Here is a 17,556-nt window from a genome sequence, read left to right as displayed (position 1 = left end):
TTCTATCTCAACACCGCCCTCCTGAGATGCCATTACAACAACCCTTTGTTTAGCCCTGTCAACAACCATCCCAAGATAAAGTTCCCTTGCTATCTGGCAGCCTTCCTCTATCAAAACCTTTTTTATTTCTTTGCCTTCTGCCCCTGTCTGGTGCGTTACAAGTTTTTTGCCTAGGAGTGCCTCTGCAAATTGTTTTGCCTCTTGATGGCTCTTTGCAAGTTTTACCCCACCCGCCTTTCCCCGACCCCCAGCATGTATCTGCGCCTTAACAACGCACACCTTGTTATTTTTTAAGATACACTTTGCAGCCTCCTCAGCCTCATCAGGTGTCCATGCAACACTGCCCTTTGGCACTGCTACACCATATTTTGCAAGAATCTCTTTAGCCTGATATTCGTGGATGTTCAAGGTTAACCCTCCTTATCCTTCTCATATTTATAAATTGAACCTGCCAACCTTTTTAAAATATCTCTATTTTCCACATAAAACTTTACAACCTGCCATCTGAAATTAAGGTATCTGTGTGCAAGTCTATTTCTCTGAACAGCAAATTTTGCCAGTATCTCTTTTTCTCCCTCATTAAAACCAAAACAGCCTCCTGTCTTTCGCATAACATCGGGATAACTATCCGCCTCTATATCTTTCTCTGTTAATATCACCCCGCTGACTTCTACGACAGCGGTCAATATGTTCTCTATGGTTCTGTCAATAAGTTTCTGCAGTTTTGTGTCTGTTGAATACTCCTGCCATGTCTTGAGTTCGTAGTCAGACTCAAACTCACCCATCTCTTTTGTAATAAAGGCAAGGGATTCTAATATCCTGCCTTTTGAGTATCTAAACTCCGGCATGATGAAGAGCCTCCAATCGCCTGTTTACAATCTCTCTTTGCCATTTTAATCCAAAAATGGTGAAGTCCTCCATCTGAGAAATCGCCTTTAGTTTAATATCAACATATCTCGTAAAATCCTTTATAAAAACAGGGGTGCTGCGAACAACGGCATTGTAATGAAGCATAGGCTTGGATAACTCTCTGTCAATATAAATCGCATTTGTTTCATGTTTTAGAATTAAGGTCAAATCAAGAGATATGGTGTTGAGTGCATTAAATATTTTGTCCTCATTCATCTCATGACTGAACAAAACCGCCACATCAATATCTGATTCCTCTTTTGGGTGCCCAACTGCCCATGAGCCATAGAGAAATGCAATATCCAAGTCATAGGTATCTGCTTTATTCTGGAAGTAAGATTTCAGGGTTGATATTATTTCATGTTTTCTATTCATGACCGCTTCATTAGATGGAACGATTTTTTATTACCATCTGGAGATATAAAAGTCAATTTGAATATTGCACTTTTTTTGAGTTTTACTTGACATTATACTAATAAATTTTTTATAGTAACAAACTCTGAGTTATTGATTTGATGTCAGAGGGCCCATAGCTCAGTTGGAAGAGCCACCGGCTCATAACCGGTCGGTCCCTGGTTCGAGCCCAGGTGGGCCCACCAACTATTAAGTAGAAGGAGATAATTTGCAGGGGAAAATAGACTTATTAGAAAAGATTCAAATGATAGACCTTGAGATAGATTCTACAGAGGAAGGAAAACAATATTACCCCCTTGAGATAGAAAAGATAGAGAAGGAAATAGGTGTTAAAAGGCAGGAATTGGACGCGCTTCAGACAGAACTGAATGACATGGAAAGCGCTATGCGAACCATTGAGGACGAAATAACCATATCAGTTGAAAGGATAAAAAAGAATGAAAATAGGATGAATATAGTAAAAAACGAAAAGGAACTTACTGCAATAACTAAAGAAATAAATGCAGCAAAAAGAGATAAGATAAATAAAGAAAATGAAATCATAAAATTAAGAGGAAAACGGGATGAAAAAAGAGGTTTAGTGACGGGAAAGGAGGAGGGTATAGAGCAGTGTCTTGCCAGTATTAAAGGGTTGGAAAATGAATTTTTAGAGAAAGAAGAGAAATGGGATGAGGCACTAATCAGGATGAAGGAAGAAAGAGATGTTATTGCAAAACAACTGCCATCCTCACTTATCAGGAAATACGACTCAATCAGGGAAAAACGAAATGGTATGGCTGTTGTAAAGGTAAAGCACGGAACATGTCATGGCTGTTATATGAGCATTCCGCCGCAATTATACATACAGATCAGAAAAGGTTCAAATGAATTGATATTCTGTCCACATTGTCATCGCATCCTATATTTTGAAAACTTTGAAACAGAAGAAAAAAAGCATTCCGTCTGAAAATTACAAACCCTGCTTGAATGGACAACAACCTCAAGTATAAAATATTAAAAGACCTTTCCGAAACACTTGATTTTGCGGAAACCATCAAAAAGAATCCCCAACTTTCCAGAGGTGCAATAAGAGATATACTCATTGAGGCATCTGAACACTTTATCTGTAAGGATAAAAATAAATCCAGATTGCCATATAATCCATTGCATTTGACAATCAATATTGACGGTGCATCCAGAGGGAATCCAGGGGAATCCGGCATCGGCGCTGTTATAAAAGACGGCAGTGGAAATATCATTAAAAAAATAAGTAGATTTATAGGGATTGCAACAAACAACTCTGCTGAATATCAGTCGCTCATTCTTGCCATAGAAACGGCAAAAGAATTAGGGGCAGAAGAGGTTAGTGTATATGCTGATTCAGAACTTTTAGTGAAACAGATAAAAGGGGAATATAAGATAAAAAGTGAAGGTTTAAAGCCGCTGTATCATAAGGCTGTTGATATATTGAAAGGTTTTAAATCATATGGTATCATACATATTAGAAGAGAGAAGAACAAAGAGGCAGACGAATTAGCAAATCAGGCAATTGATAAAAAAAAGTTAAACGGCTGCCAAAGCAGACCAGATGGTCGCTGGGGAGATTAAACCCTCCCGAGAGGAAAGTCCGGACTCCGCAGGGCAGGGAGGTCGCTAACAGCGACCGGGGTAACCCCAGGGAACAGGGCAACAGAAAGCAAACCGCCCCGCACCTCACGGTGCGAGTTATCTGTCAAAAGTCAAAAGTAATGAGTACTTTTTTTACTTGTAACTGATGACTAATGACTTATGACTCCGAGACGAAGTCTCGGTGGGTAAGGGTGAAACGGTGGGGTAAGAGCCCACCAGCTCTGGTGGCGACACTGGAGGCTAGGCAACCCCCTCCCGGAGCAAGGCCTAATAGGTTTCGTTATAAGAGTTGCCTGCTCTTTTCTGGAAACAGAAGACGAAACGGGTTGGCCGCTCGACCCTTATGGCAACATAAGGACTAGATGAATGACCATCACCCTGCCCTTTCAACTACTTAAGGTATGTGAAAGGACAGGATACAGGATCCGGCTTATGGTCTGGCTTTGGCTTTTTAAATTTGTTTTATCATATCTGACTACCTTCCTTCTGTAATCACTTATACATTTAACTATGACTAAACTACCTTTCATTATCGGTACTGCAGGGCATATTGACCACGGCAAGACCTCTCTCATAAAGGCGATCACAGATATAGACACTGACAGGCTTAAAGAGGAAAAGGAGCGGGGGATTTCCATTGATTTAGGCTTTGCTTATTTTGACCTGCCTGACGGCAGAAGGTGTGGGATTGTTGATGTGCCGGGGCATGAGAGATTTATAAAAAATATGCTTGCAGGCGCAGGCGGTTTTGACCTTGTGCTGTTCGTTGTTGCTGCTGATGATGGGATAATGCCGCAGACAAAGGAGCATCTTGAAATCATGCGCTTGCTTCGGGTTCAAAAGGGGCTCTTTGTAATTACAAAAGTTGATTTGGTTGATAAAAGTAGGATTGAAAAAGTTAAAGAAGATTTAACATTTTTGGTAAATAAAACTTCATTTAATTATTTTCATATTATCCCATTTTCTTTTGTTACAGGTGAGGGATTAGACGAGGTGAAAAAAGAGATTTACAATACTGCAAAGGAGATTGTTCCCAGACATTTGGGCGGTTTTTTCAGGCTTCCGATAGACCGCTCATTTGCAGTTAAAGGTTTTGGCGCTGTTGTTACAGGCACAGCCGCATCTGGCAGGATAACAAAAGGTGATGAAGTCCTGCTGCTACCCCAAGGAATAAAAGTAAAAATACGAGGTTTGCAGAGTCACAATCGGAACCTTGAAGAGATAACAGCAGGACAGCGGGCAGCAGTGAACCTTTCAGGCATTTCACATAATGAAATCAAAAGGGGTGATTTTCTTGTGTCCGCTGATTTGACAAAAACTACATTAGAGGCAGATGTGGAATTTGAGTTTTTAAATTCAATGGAAAAGCCTGTAAAAAATTATACTGTCTTAAAACTGCACCACTTGACCTCTGAAACTCTGGCAAGGGTGGTATTAGGAGAGGCGAAAGGAGAAGGGCAAGCAGGAGATAAGATATTTGGAAAGATAAAACTAAAAACCCCGATGGTTATGATGAGAAACGATAGATTTATTTTAAGAAGACTGGGGACAGATTTGAAATCTGTCCCCAAGACAATAGGCGGCGGCAGGGTGCTTCTGCCGTTCAGTGCAAATACTAAAGCATTTGAGATTCTTAATGGCGATAATCTATCAGGTATAATGACCATGCTCTTGAATGGCAAAGACTTTGGCATGGACAGGCATTTTATGCGGATGCAGATAAATTTGACTAACGAGGCTTTGTCCTCTCTTATTATCAAATCAGGGGTAAGGCAGTTTGGTAATTATCTTGTCCTTGCGGACAGGGTTAAAGATTTAAAACAAAGACTGCTCAAGTTTCTTGGGGAATTCCATAAAACAAAACCGGATGAAATCAGCATTGAAGAGACCAGCCTTTTAAGAGAGTCAGGCTATAAGATTTTACCAGCAATATTTAAAGAAATATTAGATGAAATGATTTTAGACAGCAGTATTGAAAGGGATAAAGGTTTTATATTCTTGAAAGGGCATAAACATAAGTTTGAACAAGGCAAAAATCCATTTGAAGAAGACATATTGAATGTTTTTAAAACAAATGGATTTAATCCGCCAAAGATGGATGAGTTAAGGCAAAAATACAAGGGAGGGGATTTTCAAAAGACCTTTGATATTCTTGTAAAAAAGGGTATGATTGTTAAGATTGCGCAGGATGTGTATCTTTCAAAGGATACGCTTGATATGGCAAGAGAAAAACTTATAAAATTTATTGAGAAAAATAATAAAATCAAGGCAGCAGAGTTTCGCGATATACTTGGTTGCGGAAGAAAAATAGCAATAGAGATTTTGGAGTATTTTGATAAGGAGAGGTTTACACTGCGGACATGGGACTTCAGGATATTGAGGAAGAGAGAGTGAGTAAATGAAAAGGGGACACCCATTAAAATGCACCCATCAAGAGAAAAAACTATCCCGAAGCAAGAAAAAGTATTTTTCCCTTGTTATACACAGCGTCATAAATAAATCCGCATACTTAAGCGTCAGGACAAAGCAGACCAAGACGCGACGAAAGCGAGGAGTGAGGCGTATTTTAAGCATACGCCGCAACGACCTGTCTGCGTGCAACGCACAGGCAGGCAACGCAGGTATGCAAAGTTATGACGCTCTGTATAATATTTCAGTAATGAGTTGTCAACTATCCCTACCATTGCCGTAAAACCCTCCAAAGATTTTCAATATCCAACCTTAAAAAGACTTTTCTTGCAAACAAACTCTGATTTAGGTTATAGATAAGCAAATTAAATTAAAAACATTTAACTGTTTATAAATTGTAAATTTAATCTGAAAAGGATAAAATAAAAGCAATGAAACAAGGCAAAGTATATTTAATAGGTGCAGGGCCAGGTGATGAAGGACTTATAACGGTTAAGGCAGTTGAAGTTATAAAGACCGCTGATGTGGTGGTGTATGATTATCTCGCAAACAAAAGGTTTCTTGAGTATGCGAAAAAGAATGCAGAGATTATCTATGTCGGCAAGATGGGCGGCAAACATACTTTGCCGCAGGGAGAAATCAATAAACTGATTATTGAGAAGGCAAAAAAAGGGAAAAGCATTGCAAGGCTTAAAGGCGGAGACCCGTTTATATTTGGCAGGGGCGGCGAAGAGGCAGAGGAGATTGTTGAGGCAGGCATCCCCTTTGAGGTTATCCCCGGTGTTACTGCAGGCGTCGCTGCTGCCGCATATGCAGGCATACCTCTTACGCACAGGGACTTTACGACAACCGTTGCATTTATAACAGGCCACGAAGACCCGACAAAGCATGCCCCCGAATGTCTCTGTCGGGGGGATGAGTCAAGCATATATTGGGACAAGATTTCAACAGGCATCGGAACCCTTGTTTTTTATATGGGCATAGGAAATCTTGAGCCAAATATGAAAAAACTTATGGAGAACGGCAGAAGCCCTGATACCCCCGCTGCCTTAATCAGATGGGGAACAACAGAAAAGCAGGAGACCCTTATCGGCACTATTGCAGATATTGCAGAAAAGGCAAGGCAGGCAAATCTCAAGGCGCCTGCAATCACAGTTGTTGGCGGGGTTGTTGGACTTAGGGATAAATTAAGATGGTTTGATAAGAAGCCTTTATTCGGCAAAAAAATCGTTGTTACAAGGGCAAGGGAGCAGGCAAGCGATTTCTCGGATTTGCTGAAAGAATATGGCGCAGATGTCCTGGAGTTTCCAACTATAGAAATTGTCCCGCCGAAAGATTGGTCTCAAATTGACAGGGCAATAAAGAAACTGTCAAAGTATGATTGGGCTGTATTTACAAGCGTAAATGGTGTAAAATATTTTGTAGAGCGTCTAAAAAAACTGGGCAAGGACATAAGGGAATTAAAAGGCATAAAGATTTGCGCCATAGGGCCAAAGACAAAACAGGAGATTGAGGCGTTTGGTTTGAGGGTTGACTTTATGCCAAAGGAATACAGGGCAGAGGGCATAATAAAAGGGCTTGGAAAGGTAAAAGGCAAAAATATACTTATCCCAAGGGCAGAGGTTGCAAGGGAAATTCTGCCAGAGGAGTTAAGTAAAAGAGGCGCAAAGGTTGATGTTGTCCCATCTTACAGGACAGTGAAGCCAAAGGGGAAGACAGAAGAAATAAAAGGGTTGTTCAAGGATGGCAAGATTGCCCTTGTCACATTCACATCCTCTTCAACTGTAACAAACTTTTTGAATATGTTTAAAAAGGGCGAGGCAAGGGAATTTTTGAAAAATGTGAAGGTTGCAAGCATTGGTCCTATAACAAGGGATACTGCTTTAGAGTATGGAATAGACACGGCAATAATGCCGAAGAAATACACAATCCCTGCGTTGGCAGAGGCAATTGTGGAGTATTTAAAAAGCAAGCGAGTTCACACCATGAAAAATGTTATCAGAATTATAACGAAACAGCAGGTAGAAGAAAATGATGTCTTGTTTTGGTCTAAAAAGTCCCCTGAAGAAAAACTGACGGCACTGCAGATTATGAGAGAGCAGTATATCCGTTTTTTTAACAAAGGTTCATTATATTGTGAGAGTAGAAAAGGACTTCGAAGAATTTATAAGATTGTTAAACAAACGCAAGGTTAAGTATCTTATCGTGGGTGCGTATGCAGTAACATTTTATTCGCAGCCGAGAAATACCGGCGATATAGATTTTTTTATCCAGAGGGAAAGGGGCAATGTAAAAAGGCTCGTGGAAGTTCTTAGAGACTTTGGATTTGAAAGTCTGAATCTCACGGAAGATGATTTTCTTAAGCCTGACCATACAGTGCAACTTGGCTATGAACCCAACAGAATTGATATACTTTCTTCCATCAGCGACGTTGAGTTTGCAAAGGCATACGGCACAAAAGTAGCGGCGAGGTTTGGCAGAGAAAAGGCATGGTTTATTTCCTTTAAAAATCTGCTGAAAAACAAACAATCTATCGGACGGAAAAAGGATGAGGCTGATGTTGAGGTTCTTTTGCAGTTTAAGAAATCCAAGAGAAGAAAAAAGCAGGAGAATTTCTAAATCAACGTTGACAGAGGCGATTGCGGGGTATTTTAAAAAAGGGTAAATATGACAACGATAGATAAAAAATAGACAATTGCAATTTTGAAAAACAGCCTCATCAAAAAAACTGAATTGATGTTTTCTTTTTTACACGGGAGTTTCTTGGAGGCAGGCGCGTTTCACGACATAGATATTGCCGTTTATGTTAATGAAAACATGGTTCCAAAAGAAAAGGCAATGGATTATGAATTTGATTTATCCTATAAATTGGAAAGTATTGTTAAACGCCCTGTTGATGTCAAGGTAATAAACTATGCGCCGCTTGCGTTTCAGTACCATGCGACTGCTGGAAAGATTCTGACATACAGGGATGAAGAATTTATGGCTGATAAGGTTGCGGATATAAGGATTTTCTATCTGGATTTCAAGCCGACATCAAGACAGACCGTGATGGAGATGTTGGGTGTATAAAATCAATATTGATAAAATTGGAACACTCACAGGGGAGATAAAGACAGCTTTAAAAAATTTAGAAAGCTACTCACTTCTTTCAGAAAAAGAGACTATTGACAATCCGACCGTTCTTGGCAGCATCAAATACAATCTGATAGTCGCCATTCAGGGCTGCATAGATATTGGCAGTCATATTGTTGCAAAGGAGTACGCACGGGCTCCGGAAGATTATGGTGATTGTTTTAAAATATTAAAAGAGGTAGGTATTATAGATGAAAATTTAAGTCAACGGCTGGTAAAAATGGCAAGGTTTAGAAATCTCCTTGTTCATATATACTGGGAGGTTGATAATAAAAGGGTTTATGAGATTATTAAAAGGGACTTGGCAGATACAGAGGAATTTTTAAAGAAGATAGGACAGTATCTTCAAAATAAGGAGAAGGCATAATGATTGACATAACAAAACTTTTTTGCGGCGCTGATACAACAGGCGACCCACTCCGATACGGGCATAAAAAAGGCGCTGGACACGGCGCGCCGCATGCAACAGAAAAGATTGAGCATGAGGTTCCAAAATCAGCAAGCGAGAGAAGACCTGTTGTTGTGTGGAGCGTTTCAAGGAGATGCAACTTAAACTGCGTTCACTGCTACACAGACTCTCATAATGAGGATTATCCGGGCGAACTCACAACACAAGAGGCAAGGACAATGATTAAAGACCTTGCAGACTTCGGCATACCCGCGCTTCTCTTGTCAGGCGGCGAACCAATAATGAGAAAGGATTTATTTGATTTGGCAGATTATGCAAGGGGTCTTGGCTTGCGGCTTACACTCTCAACAAACGGCACGCTCATAGACGCAAAGATTGCAAGGAGAATCAAGGATACAGGCTTCAGTTATGTCGGCATATCATTTGACGGCATTGGCGAGGTGAACGACAAGTTTAGAGGCATGGAAGGCGCATTTGACCTAGCGCTTCGCGGCGTCAGAAACTGCATGGATGTTGACCAAAAGGTTGGACTACGATTGACGCTCACAAGGAGAAATTATGAGGACTTGCACAATATCTTTGACTTTATAGAAAAAGAAGGAATACAGAGGGCATGTTTATCATCTTGTCTATGCAGGCAGAGGTAGCGATATAAGAAAAGACGACCTTTCCCATGAGGAGAGCAGGCATGCCATTGATATAATCCTTGAGAGGACAATGGACTTTCATAAAAGGGGTTTGAAAAAGGATATACTCACTGTAGATAACCATGTTGACGGACCGTATCTTTATATGAAATTAAAGGAGATGAGTCCTGAAAAATCGGAAGATGTTTATAAATTTTTGGAATGGAACGGCGGCGGCGCAAACTCTTCAGGCGTTGGCATTGGCAACATTGATTTCTTCGGCAATGTCCATGCAGACCAGTTCTGGCAGGATTATACATTCGGGAATATAAAAAAGAGGCCTTTCAGTGAAATCTGGATGGACACAAAAGACCCTATTATGAAAGGGCTTAAAAACAGGCTTCCGATTTTAAAAGGAAGATGCGCAAATTGCAAATGGCTCAAACTCTGCGGCGGAAGTTTCAGGGTAAGGGCTTTGCGTGTTTACAACGACCCGTGGATGCATGATCCTGCATGTTATTTGACAGATGAAGAGATTGGAGTAGTTAGCGAAAAGATGGCTATGGGGACAAAGTAAAGATTGTTAAATGAAAACGGTAATACTTCTGACAATATCGAACATATTTATGACAATCGCATGGTATGGGCATCTGAAGTTTAAGGAATCGCCATTATTGAATGTGATTTTAATCAGTTGGGGGATTGCATTCGTTGAATATTGTTTTCAGGTGCCTGCAAACAGAATAGGACATTATCAGTTTTCTGCAGCGCAACTAAAAACAATTCAAGAGGTTATTACACTAGTCATATTTTGTATATTCTCTGTGATTTACCTAAAAGAAGGCTTAAAGTGGAATTATCTTGTAGGGTTCTCAATGATTATTGGCGCTGTGTTTTTCATATTCAAGGAGTGGTGATATGAACTTTCCTAAATACCGTCCCAGACGATTGAGAAGAAATGAAACCATACGGAGAATGGTCAGGGAGACGACCCTCTCGGTTAATGACCTGATACTTCCGCTATTTGTTACATTCGGCAAAGGCAAGAAGATTGCAATCAAGTCCATGCCGGGGCATTATCAAATATCAATTGATAATCTTGCAAAAGAAGTAAAAGAGGTAAAAGAACTCGGCATACCTGCTGTGATTTTATTCGGCATCCCTGAACATAAAGACAAGGTTGGCAGCGAGGCATATAATCCAAAAGGGATTATCCAGCAGGCAATCAAGGCAATTAAGGACAAGACCCCTGAATTGGTTGTGATTACAGATGTTTGTATGTGTGAATATACTTCACATGGGCACTGCGGCATAATTAAAAATAATGATGTTGACAATGACGCAACCATTGAACTCTTGGCAAAAGAGGCATTGTCTCATGCAAAGGCAGGTGCTGATATTGTTGCGCCGTCAGACATGATGGACGGCAGGGTTGCTGCAATAAGAAATGTTTTGGATGATAATAATTTCAGCCATATCCCGATTATGAGTTATGCTGCAAAGTATGCCAGCGCATTTTACGGGCCTTTCAGGGAGGCAGCGGAATCAACGCCTCAGTTCGGGGACAGAAGAAGTTATCAAATGGACCCGGCAAACAGCAATGAGGCATTGCGTGAGGCGGCTCTTGATATTGAAGAAGGCGCTGATATTATTATGGTTAAACCTGCGCTTCCTTATCTGGATATAATCAGAAGAATCAAAGATGAGTTTAACTATCCTGTTGCCGCATATAATGTAAGCGGCGAATTTGCAATGCTCAAGGCATCAGGCAAACTCGGATGGATGGATGAGGAGAGGGCAATGATGGAGAGTTTGATTTCTATAAAAAGGGCGGGCGCTGATTTGCTCCTTACATATTTTGCTAAAGAGGCGGCAAAGATACTAGGGCGATAGACGATGAAGTCAATTCTTATAAATGCAATGTTTATGAAAAAGTATATATCTTGTATGGCTGCTCTGTCGTTTGTTTTATCCTTGCTTATTTCATGCGCAGAGACAGCGAATTTGAAAAACGGCATTATCGGAAAGCAGGCGGAACAAAATAGCGGAGAAAATATTGAATTATTTGATATAACTATTCTGGATAAGCGGACAAAACTTATGTGGACAAGGGATGGCAATATAGCAGGCAAGGACATGACGCGGAGCGAGGCTTTTAAATTTGTAGAACAGTTAAATATGGAAAAATATGGGGGCTACAGCGATTGGAGACTGCCCGTGAAAGATGAACTTAAAACCCTTGTGAGTTATGCGAAAGACAGAGGGGCTGAGAATAAATTTCATGAACTGCTTAACAGCACAGGCTTTAAAAATGTGCAGGCTTACGGCTATTGGTCATCTACTGCCGGCGCCGTCTATACTGCCACTGCAGGCGGGTGGGTCGTTGGCATGTGGGGTGGTGTTATGAGCATAGACTATGAGGCCGGCAGCCACTATGTCTGGCCTGTGCGCAGTGGACAGTAAGATAATTCGTGTCATAGGTGTTTTTAAACGCGCCAAATAAATCGGCATTTATTTTGAATAGGTATTATGCAAACTGCAATACCAAAAGGTCATCCGCATGAAGTTCCAATGGATGAGGATAAAGAAGTAGTGAGTAGATACCGTCTACCTCTGGTATCAATATAACAAAAACATATGTCTGCGGGATGATGAGGTGATATTTATTAAGAGGGAAAAGTTTGTTAAATCTCAGAGGTTTTGCTATAATTGTGCAAACAAATATATTCATGGTGAGGTTTTAAATTATGAAGAAAGCAGTCATAGAGGTTGAAAGTTATCAATTGTTGAATGCCTTGGAACAGTTGCCGCCAACCGATTTAAAGAGATTGATAGATACCCTTTTTCTGAAGCGGTTGTTTAAGAAACCCGATTTCGAAGACGTTGCTGCAAAGACGAGAAGGGTTATCAGGAAAGAGGGCTTGACTCCCGATGTTGTTGAGGAAGCTGTCGAGTGGGCAAGAAAACAAAAGTAGTCATAGATACAAATGTCATAATATCGGCATTCGGTTGGTATGGCAAACCGGGAGAGATTATCAAACTCGCAACTACTGGCAAAATCAAAAACTTTATAAGTCTTGAAATGCTGGCTGAACTCCGCAAGGTTGTTGCCTATCCAAAACTTAATTTTTCCGAGACATTGCAGGCAGAGATCATAGAAACGGTATTCAGTGTATCATCTATAGTCAGCATAAATGAATCTGTGAATATTATCGTTGACGACCCGCCGGATAATAGAGTGCTTGAATGTGCGCTATCTGCCAATGTAGATTTTATTATCTCCGGTGATAAACATCTGCTTAATCTCAAAGCCTTTCAAGGAATTGAGATATTGTCTCCAGAGGATTTTCTGGCTGAAGCCCTGTTTCTACAATAGGGGAAGCGGTTAATTATGCAAACTACAATACCAAAAGGTCATCCCCATGAAGTGTCGGGGCCTGCCCCTGCGGGTTTTAAGCAGGGGATGGAAGAAAAGACAAAAGAAAAAAAGTGGCTTCCAAAACTCATTGCATGGGAGGTTACCCGCTCATGCAATCTTGACTGCGTTCACTGCAGGGCTGCGGCAAGGTTTGGTCCTTATCCGAATGAACTTTCAACAGAAGAGTGCATGACATTTCTTGATGATGTGGCAAAGGCATTTCCTTCATTTATCATAATCCTTACAGGCGGCGAACCAATGATGAGACCTGATATATGGGATATTGCCAGCCATGGCACAAAACTTGGGTTAAGGATGGTTATGGCGCCTTGCGGCTTTCTTGTTACAGAAGAGACTGCAAAGAAGATGATAGAGGTCGGCATAAAGAGGGTGAGTTATTCAATAGACGGCGCAACCGCTGAAAGCCATGATAACTTCCGTCGTGTCCAGGGCGCATTTGAAAGCGTTATGAAGGCGATAGAAAATTCAAAAAAGGTCGGGCTTGAATTTCAGGTTAATACAACAATCACAAAACACAATCTTCACGAACTTCCAAAGATATTGGAACTTGTTATAAGCCTTGGCGCTAAGGCGCATCATCCGTTTCTCCTTGTGCCGACAGGCAGGGGCGCTGAATTAAAAGACCAGGAGATTTCCCCAGAAGATTATGAAAAGACACTTACATGGTTTTATGAGATGAGGGATAAGGTGCCTTTGCAGTTTAAGCCCACATGCGCTCCACATTATTACAGGATATTCAGACAGCATGAAAGAAAGAAGGGTATAACCGTAAAGCCCGAAACACATGGTCTTGACGCAATGAGCAAGGGCTGCATGGGCGGACAGACATTTGCATTTGTATCGCATACAGGAAAGGTTCAAATCTGCGGATTTCTGGATGTTGAATGTGGGGATATAAGAAAAGAGCCGTTCAGCAAAATCTGGGACACATCAAAGGTATTTCAGGAGATGCGGGCGTGGGATGATTATCTCGGCAGGTGCGGATACTGCGAGTTCAGAAAGGTCTGCGGCGGGTGCAGGGCAAGGGCATTCGCATTTACAGGAAATTATCTTGATGAAGAACCGTTCTGTACATATCAGCCAAAGGCTAGACACTAGACTCAAGACTCAAGACTAAATACAAAAAATAAACCTTTAAATCTTTTGTATATGGTCTATCATCTGATTTTTATGGATACAGTTGATAAGAAAATCCTAAACATTATCCAGACTAAATTTCCCATCACGCAAAAGCCTTACGCGGTAATTGGAAATGAGGTTGGCATATCGGAAAAAGAAACCATAGACCGCATTGCCAATCTCAAAAAAGAAGGGATAATCCGCCGCATCGGCGCCACATTTGACCCAAGAAAACTTGGTTTTACAAGTTCGCTCTGCGCTGCAAAGGTGCCTCAGGAAAAGATAAAGGAGTTTGTAAAGATAGTGAATTCTTATCCGGGCATTACACATAATTATGAAAGAGACCATCAATATAACATCTGGTTTACATTCATTGCAGAGGGAGTGGAGGATATTGAAAAAAGTTTAAAGGAAATATCAGCCAAAACAGGCATAACCAACATCAGAAACCTGCCCACTGTAAGATTTTTCAAGATACGGGTTGATTTTGATATGGGAAGTTGACAGGCTATTTCAATCCACACCCTCATGAGCCGTTAGTTTATCTCACACCGAGACCTTTGCCGATGTAGCTCAGGGGTAGAGCAACTGATTCGTAATCAGCAGGTTGCGGGTTCTAATTCCATCGCCAGATCCACAATGTTTTCAAAATTGCCTGTCCAAAATTACCCCCAAATAAAGTGCTTGACAGCATGGTATTATATTGGTAGCATACGCCAGAAAGATGTGGATGTTTTGTTGTGAGACTATTAGATTTGGGTTATTTATTTTGGAATAGAATTATTTTGGAATAGAATTATGCCGTGTGAGGCATTGTGAAATGGCCTTTCACGGCATTTTTTTTAGAATACTTTATATCACTAGCAGGTATGAAGTTTCAGAAAGGAGGTAACAAAAGATGGCCAAGGGAAAAGTAAAGTGGTTTAATGACACAAAGGGTTTTGGCTTTATCCAGCAGGATGAGGGCGAAGATGTGTTTGTCCACTACTCTGCTATCACAGGGGAAGGTTTTAAATCCCTGAAAGAAGGCGACGATGTTGAGTTTGAAATAACTCAGGGACCAAAGGGTCCACAGGCATCAAAAGTAAGGAGAGCGTAGTTTTATCTTCTTTTGATCCCCAAACCCCCTCCTGAACAGTATCAGGAGGGGGTTTTTTGTTTGTGTTTGTGAAAATCTTCTGATATATTTCATATAATGCAAAAGATATTCTCTGTATCAGAACTCACCTTTGAAATAAAAAGACTGCTTGAAGATAACCTCTATTATGTCTGGGTTGAGGGTGAGATATCAAACCTGCGCTCCCCTGTTTCGGGTCACCTCTATTTTACGCTGAAAGATGCTTATTCACAATTACGCTGTGTTATCTTTAAAGGGCAGTCCAGATTAGTAAAGTTTAAACCCATGGACGGTATGCATATAATCTGCAGAGGTATGGTTAGTGTATATCCTGACAGGGGTGAATATCAGATAATTGTTGATTATTTGGAGCCAAAAGGTATAGGTGCGCAGCAGATTGCCTTACAACAATTAAAAGAAAGACTGTCAAAGGAAGGACTATTTGATGAAAAGAGAAAAAGGCAGATTCCGATGCTGCCGCACAGGGTCGGCATTGTTACATCTCCAACAGGCGCTGCAATAAGGGATATACTTAAGGTGTTTCAAAGAAGGTTTGCCAATATAGGTGTTCTTATTTACCCTGTAAGGGTGCAGGGCATTGAGTCTGCAAGAGAGATTGCTAACGGGATTTGGGAACTGAACAGGATAGATGATATAGATGTAATAATAATAGGCAGAGGCGGAGGCTCACAAGAGGATTTGCAGGCATTTAATGAAGAGTCTGTTGCAAGGGCAATATATAATTCAAGGGTGCCTGTGGTTTCTGCTGTTGGACATGAGATAGATTGGACAATTGCTGATATGGTCAGCGATCTCCGTGCGCCAACACCATCTGCTGCTGCTGAAATAGTGGTAAAATCAAAGAATGAACTTATTGAAAAGATAGGAGGCGCAGTTGCAATATTAAAATCTGCAATCAGTGGGATGCTTAATGAAAAGAGGGCAGGGCTGCACCGGGTTGAAAAGGCAATTATTCATCCAAGACAGAGGCTCCATGATTATATGCAAAGGACTGACAGCCTTGCAGAAAGGCTTCTACTAGCAATATCAAACAGATTTACATTGGCGAAAAAGGAGATTCAGATGCTTGCATCTGGTATAAATGCCCTTTCCCCGCTTAATGTATTGGATAGGGGATATAGCATTACAAGAAAATTGCCGTCCCTTGCAATACTGCGTGATTCCAGAAATGTCTGTATAGGCGATGAATTAAGTATAGTCCTTTCAAAAGGTGAGGTGTTCTGCAGGGTTTATGCAAAAGATGAAGTTTGAAGATGCCTTAAAAAAACTTGAGGCAATAGTTAATAAACTTGAAAGGGGAGACATCCCTCTGGAAGAGGCGTTAAAGTTATTTGAGGAGGGGATTAAACTCTCACGCATTTGCACAAAAATCCTTGAAGATGCAGAGAAGATGGTTGAGGTCTTGACAAAGGATGAAGATGGAAGGTTAAAGACCGAGCCATTTGAATAGAGTATGAATATCAGTGAATATCTGAAAGAAAAGATAGAGTTTGTAGATAAAACACTGGCAGGTATTATTCCCTATGAGGATGCATTTCCCCAAAATCTGCACAAGGCAATCCGTTACAGTATCTTTGCAGGAGGCAAGCGCATAAGACCTGTGCTTTTGATTGCATCAGCAGAATCTGTCGGAGGCAGGCAAGAAGATGTTATAAATGCTGCATGTGCCATTGAGTTGATACACACATACTCCCTGATACACGATGACTTGCCTGCAATGGATAACGATGATCTAAGGCGCGGTAAGGCAGCCAATCATAAGGTGTTTGGTGAGGCAATGGCAATCCTTGCAGGCGATGCACTTTTAACACTTGCATTTGATGTCCTTGCACAATATACAGGTAAAGATTCAAGGAAGATGCTGACAGTTATCCACGAGATAGCAAAGGCATCTGGTGCAGCAGGCATGGTCGGCGGACAGGTAGTTGATATGGAGTCTGAAGGCAGGGAGTGCGGGTTTCCTATCCTTGAGTATATCCATACCCATAAGACAGGGGCACTTATACTTGCCTCTATAAGGGCAGGTGCAATATTATCAGATGCCTCCAGCAGGCAGATTGAACAACTTGCAAGGTATGGTGAGGCAGTCGGACTAGCATTTCAGATTGCAGATGATATCCTTGATATTGAGGGTTCTAAAGAAACCATGGGAAAGAATACTGGCAGTGATATAAAAAAGGATAAGATTACATATCCAAAGGTTATAGGACTTAAAGAGTCAAAGGAAAGGGTAAGGGAACTTGTTAATATAGCATTAGATTCAATAAAGGATTTTGACGATAAGGCAGAACCACTCAGGAAGATTGCAGGATATGTTGTGGAAAGAAAAGGATAAAAACAGGCGCTAGGC

Annotated in this window: 20 protein-coding genes, 1 tRNA gene, 1 other RNA gene and 2 pseudogenes; 21 read left to right on the top strand and 3 right to left on the bottom strand. The window is 41.0% G+C overall.

Features of this window, described 5'->3' with window-relative positions:
* The 3 genes from HZC45_01790 to HZC45_01780 form a co-directional block, all read right to left on the bottom strand.
* On the bottom strand, window positions 1-408 hold a 408-nt coding region (locus tag HZC45_01790), incomplete at its 3' end, for an acetate--CoA ligase family protein (GenBank protein ID MBI5681894.1).
* A gap of 2 nt (window positions 409-410) precedes the next feature.
* Window positions 411-848, bottom strand: coding sequence for a hypothetical protein (locus HZC45_01785; GenBank protein MBI5681893.1), 438 nt, complete (start codon window positions 846-848; stop codon window positions 411-413).
* Window positions 835-1,284 carry a nucleotidyltransferase domain-containing protein gene (locus HZC45_01780; GenBank protein ID MBI5681892.1) on the bottom strand — a complete coding sequence of 150 codons (450 nt, stop codon included), beginning with the start codon at window positions 1,282-1,284 and terminating at the stop codon, window positions 835-837. The genes HZC45_01785 and HZC45_01780 overlap by 14 nt, the downstream gene beginning before the upstream one ends.
* Window positions 1,285-1,432: 148 nt before the next feature.
* Here HZC45_01780 and HZC45_01775 point away from each other — a divergent pair.
* From HZC45_01775 to HZC45_01675, 21 genes and pseudogenes are all read left to right on the top strand, one after another.
* A tRNA-Ile gene (locus HZC45_01775) sits at window positions 1,433-1,508 on the top strand.
* 23 nt (window positions 1,509-1,531) lie between these two features.
* Window positions 1,532-2,269, top strand: coding sequence for a hypothetical protein (locus HZC45_01770; GenBank protein ID MBI5681891.1), 738 nt, complete (start codon window positions 1,532-1,534; stop codon window positions 2,267-2,269).
* A gap of 20 nt (window positions 2,270-2,289) precedes the next feature.
* Window positions 2,290-2,856, top strand: a pseudogene (locus tag HZC45_01765) (ribonuclease HI family protein).
* A 22-nt stretch (window positions 2,857-2,878) separates the two neighbouring features.
* Window positions 2,879-3,380, top strand: an RNA gene (gene rnpB, locus HZC45_01760) — RNase P RNA component class A.
* Window positions 3,381-3,441: 61 nt separating this feature from the next.
* On the top strand, window positions 3,442-5,325 hold the full coding sequence (selB, locus tag HZC45_01755; protein ID MBI5681890.1) for a selenocysteine-specific translation elongation factor: 1,884 nt from the start codon (window positions 3,442-3,444) through the stop codon (window positions 5,323-5,325).
* Window positions 5,326-5,771: 446 nt separating this feature from the next.
* The gene (cobA, locus tag HZC45_01750) at window positions 5,772-7,535 is read left to right on the top strand and encodes a uroporphyrinogen-III C-methyltransferase (GenBank protein ID MBI5681889.1); all 1,764 of its coding nucleotides are present in this window, start codon (window positions 5,772-5,774) and stop codon (window positions 7,533-7,535) included.
* A complete protein-coding gene (locus HZC45_01745) occupies window positions 7,477-7,959 on the top strand; it encodes a hypothetical protein (protein MBI5681888.1) in 483 nt (160 codons plus the stop codon). The genes cobA and HZC45_01745 overlap by 59 nt, the downstream gene beginning before the upstream one ends.
* Before the next feature lie 117 nt (window positions 7,960-8,076).
* The gene (locus HZC45_01740; protein MBI5681887.1) at window positions 8,077-8,412 is read left to right on the top strand and encodes a nucleotidyltransferase domain-containing protein; all 336 of its coding nucleotides are present in this window, start codon (window positions 8,077-8,079) and stop codon (window positions 8,410-8,412) included.
* Complete coding sequence (locus tag HZC45_01735; GenBank protein MBI5681886.1) at window positions 8,405-8,842, top strand: DUF86 domain-containing protein; 438 nt, start codon at window positions 8,405-8,407, stop codon at window positions 8,840-8,842. The genes HZC45_01740 and HZC45_01735 overlap by 8 nt, the downstream gene beginning before the upstream one ends.
* Window positions 8,842-10,087 (top strand): annotated as a pseudogene (locus HZC45_01730) (radical SAM protein). The gene HZC45_01735 and the pseudogene HZC45_01730 overlap by 1 nt, the downstream one beginning before the upstream one ends.
* Window positions 10,088-10,097: 10 nt before the next feature.
* On the top strand, window positions 10,098-10,427 hold the full coding sequence (locus HZC45_01725) for a DMT family protein (protein ID MBI5681885.1): 330 nt from the start codon (window positions 10,098-10,100) through the stop codon (window positions 10,425-10,427).
* 1 nt (window position 10,428) lies between these two features.
* Complete coding sequence (gene hemB / locus HZC45_01720; protein ID MBI5681884.1) at window positions 10,429-11,403, top strand: porphobilinogen synthase; 975 nt, start codon at window positions 10,429-10,431, stop codon at window positions 11,401-11,403.
* Between the two features lie 3 nt (window positions 11,404-11,406).
* Complete coding sequence (locus HZC45_01715; GenBank protein ID MBI5681883.1) at window positions 11,407-11,973, top strand: DUF1566 domain-containing protein; 567 nt, start codon at window positions 11,407-11,409, stop codon at window positions 11,971-11,973.
* Between the two features lie 284 nt (window positions 11,974-12,257).
* Window positions 12,258-12,485, top strand: a complete 228-nt coding sequence (locus HZC45_01710) for a hypothetical protein (protein MBI5681882.1) — start codon at window positions 12,258-12,260, stop codon at window positions 12,483-12,485.
* Window positions 12,464-12,886, top strand: coding sequence for a putative toxin-antitoxin system toxin component, PIN family (locus HZC45_01705; protein ID MBI5681881.1), 423 nt, complete (start codon window positions 12,464-12,466; stop codon window positions 12,884-12,886). Before HZC45_01710 ends, HZC45_01705 begins: the two co-directional genes overlap by 22 nt.
* Before the next feature lie 87 nt (window positions 12,887-12,973).
* Window positions 12,974-14,047, top strand: coding sequence for a heme b synthase (gene ahbD / locus HZC45_01700; GenBank protein ID MBI5681880.1), 1,074 nt, complete (start codon window positions 12,974-12,976; stop codon window positions 14,045-14,047).
* Window positions 14,048-14,119: 72 nt separating this feature from the next.
* On the top strand, window positions 14,120-14,572 hold the full coding sequence (locus tag HZC45_01695) for an Lrp/AsnC family transcriptional regulator (GenBank protein MBI5681879.1): 453 nt from the start codon (window positions 14,120-14,122) through the stop codon (window positions 14,570-14,572).
* A gap of 394 nt (window positions 14,573-14,966) precedes the next feature.
* Complete coding sequence (locus HZC45_01690) at window positions 14,967-15,167, top strand: cold-shock protein (GenBank protein MBI5681878.1); 201 nt, start codon at window positions 14,967-14,969, stop codon at window positions 15,165-15,167.
* A 96-nt stretch (window positions 15,168-15,263) separates the two neighbouring features.
* On the top strand, window positions 15,264-16,457 hold the full coding sequence (locus HZC45_01685) for an exodeoxyribonuclease VII large subunit (GenBank protein ID MBI5681877.1): 1,194 nt from the start codon (window positions 15,264-15,266) through the stop codon (window positions 16,455-16,457).
* Window positions 16,438-16,656, top strand: coding sequence for an exodeoxyribonuclease VII small subunit (xseB, locus tag HZC45_01680; protein MBI5681876.1), 219 nt, complete (start codon window positions 16,438-16,440; stop codon window positions 16,654-16,656). Before HZC45_01685 ends, xseB begins: the two co-directional genes overlap by 20 nt.
* 3 nt (window positions 16,657-16,659) lie before the next feature.
* On the top strand, window positions 16,660-17,541 hold the full coding sequence (locus HZC45_01675) for a polyprenyl synthetase family protein (GenBank protein MBI5681875.1): 882 nt from the start codon (window positions 16,660-16,662) through the stop codon (window positions 17,539-17,541).
* Window positions 17,542-17,556 lie beyond the last annotated feature (15 nt).

The sequence above is a fragment of the Deltaproteobacteria bacterium genome, from assembly GCA_016223005.1.
Lineage (GTDB): Bacteria > Desulfobacterota > GWC2-55-46 > UBA9637 > GWC2-42-11 > JACRPW01.
This window is presented reverse-complemented; position numbering and strand designations above follow the sequence as displayed.

Bases quoted from the DNA above. Each gene is read 5' to 3' on its own strand.
- HZC45_01780 (MBI5681892.1), bottom strand. From the start codon at position 1,284: ATGAATAGAAAACATGAAATAATATCAACCCTGAAATCTTACTTCCAG.
- HZC45_01715 (MBI5681883.1), top strand. From the start codon at position 11,407: ATGAAGTCAATTCTTATAAATGCAATGTTTATGAAAAAGTATATATCT.
- cobA (MBI5681889.1), top strand. From the start codon at position 5,772: ATGAAACAAGGCAAAGTATATTTAATAGGTGCAGGGCCAGGTGATGAA.
- ahbD (MBI5681880.1), top strand. From the start codon at position 12,974: ATGGAAGAAAAGACAAAAGAAAAAAAGTGGCTTCCAAAACTCATTGCA.
- selB (MBI5681890.1), top strand. From the start codon at position 3,442: ATGACTAAACTACCTTTCATTATCGGTACTGCAGGGCATATTGACCAC.
- hemB (MBI5681884.1), top strand. From the start codon at position 10,429: ATGAACTTTCCTAAATACCGTCCCAGACGATTGAGAAGAAATGAAACC.
- HZC45_01675 (MBI5681875.1), top strand. From the start codon at position 16,660: ATGAATATCAGTGAATATCTGAAAGAAAAGATAGAGTTTGTAGATAAA.
- HZC45_01710 (MBI5681882.1), top strand. From the start codon at position 12,258: ATGAAGAAAGCAGTCATAGAGGTTGAAAGTTATCAATTGTTGAATGCC.
- HZC45_01685 (MBI5681877.1), top strand. From the start codon at position 15,264: ATGCAAAAGATATTCTCTGTATCAGAACTCACCTTTGAAATAAAAAGA.
- HZC45_01695 (MBI5681879.1), top strand. From the start codon at position 14,120: ATGGATACAGTTGATAAGAAAATCCTAAACATTATCCAGACTAAATTT.
- xseB (MBI5681876.1), top strand. From the start codon at position 16,438: ATGCAAAAGATGAAGTTTGAAGATGCCTTAAAAAAACTTGAGGCAATA.
- HZC45_01785 (MBI5681893.1), bottom strand. From the start codon at position 848: ATGCCGGAGTTTAGATACTCAAAAGGCAGGATATTAGAATCCCTTGCC.
- HZC45_01725 (MBI5681885.1), top strand. From the start codon at position 10,098: ATGAAAACGGTAATACTTCTGACAATATCGAACATATTTATGACAATC.
- HZC45_01690 (MBI5681878.1), top strand. From the start codon at position 14,967: ATGGCCAAGGGAAAAGTAAAGTGGTTTAATGACACAAAGGGTTTTGGC.
- HZC45_01740 (MBI5681887.1), top strand. From the start codon at position 8,077: ATGTTTTCTTTTTTACACGGGAGTTTCTTGGAGGCAGGCGCGTTTCAC.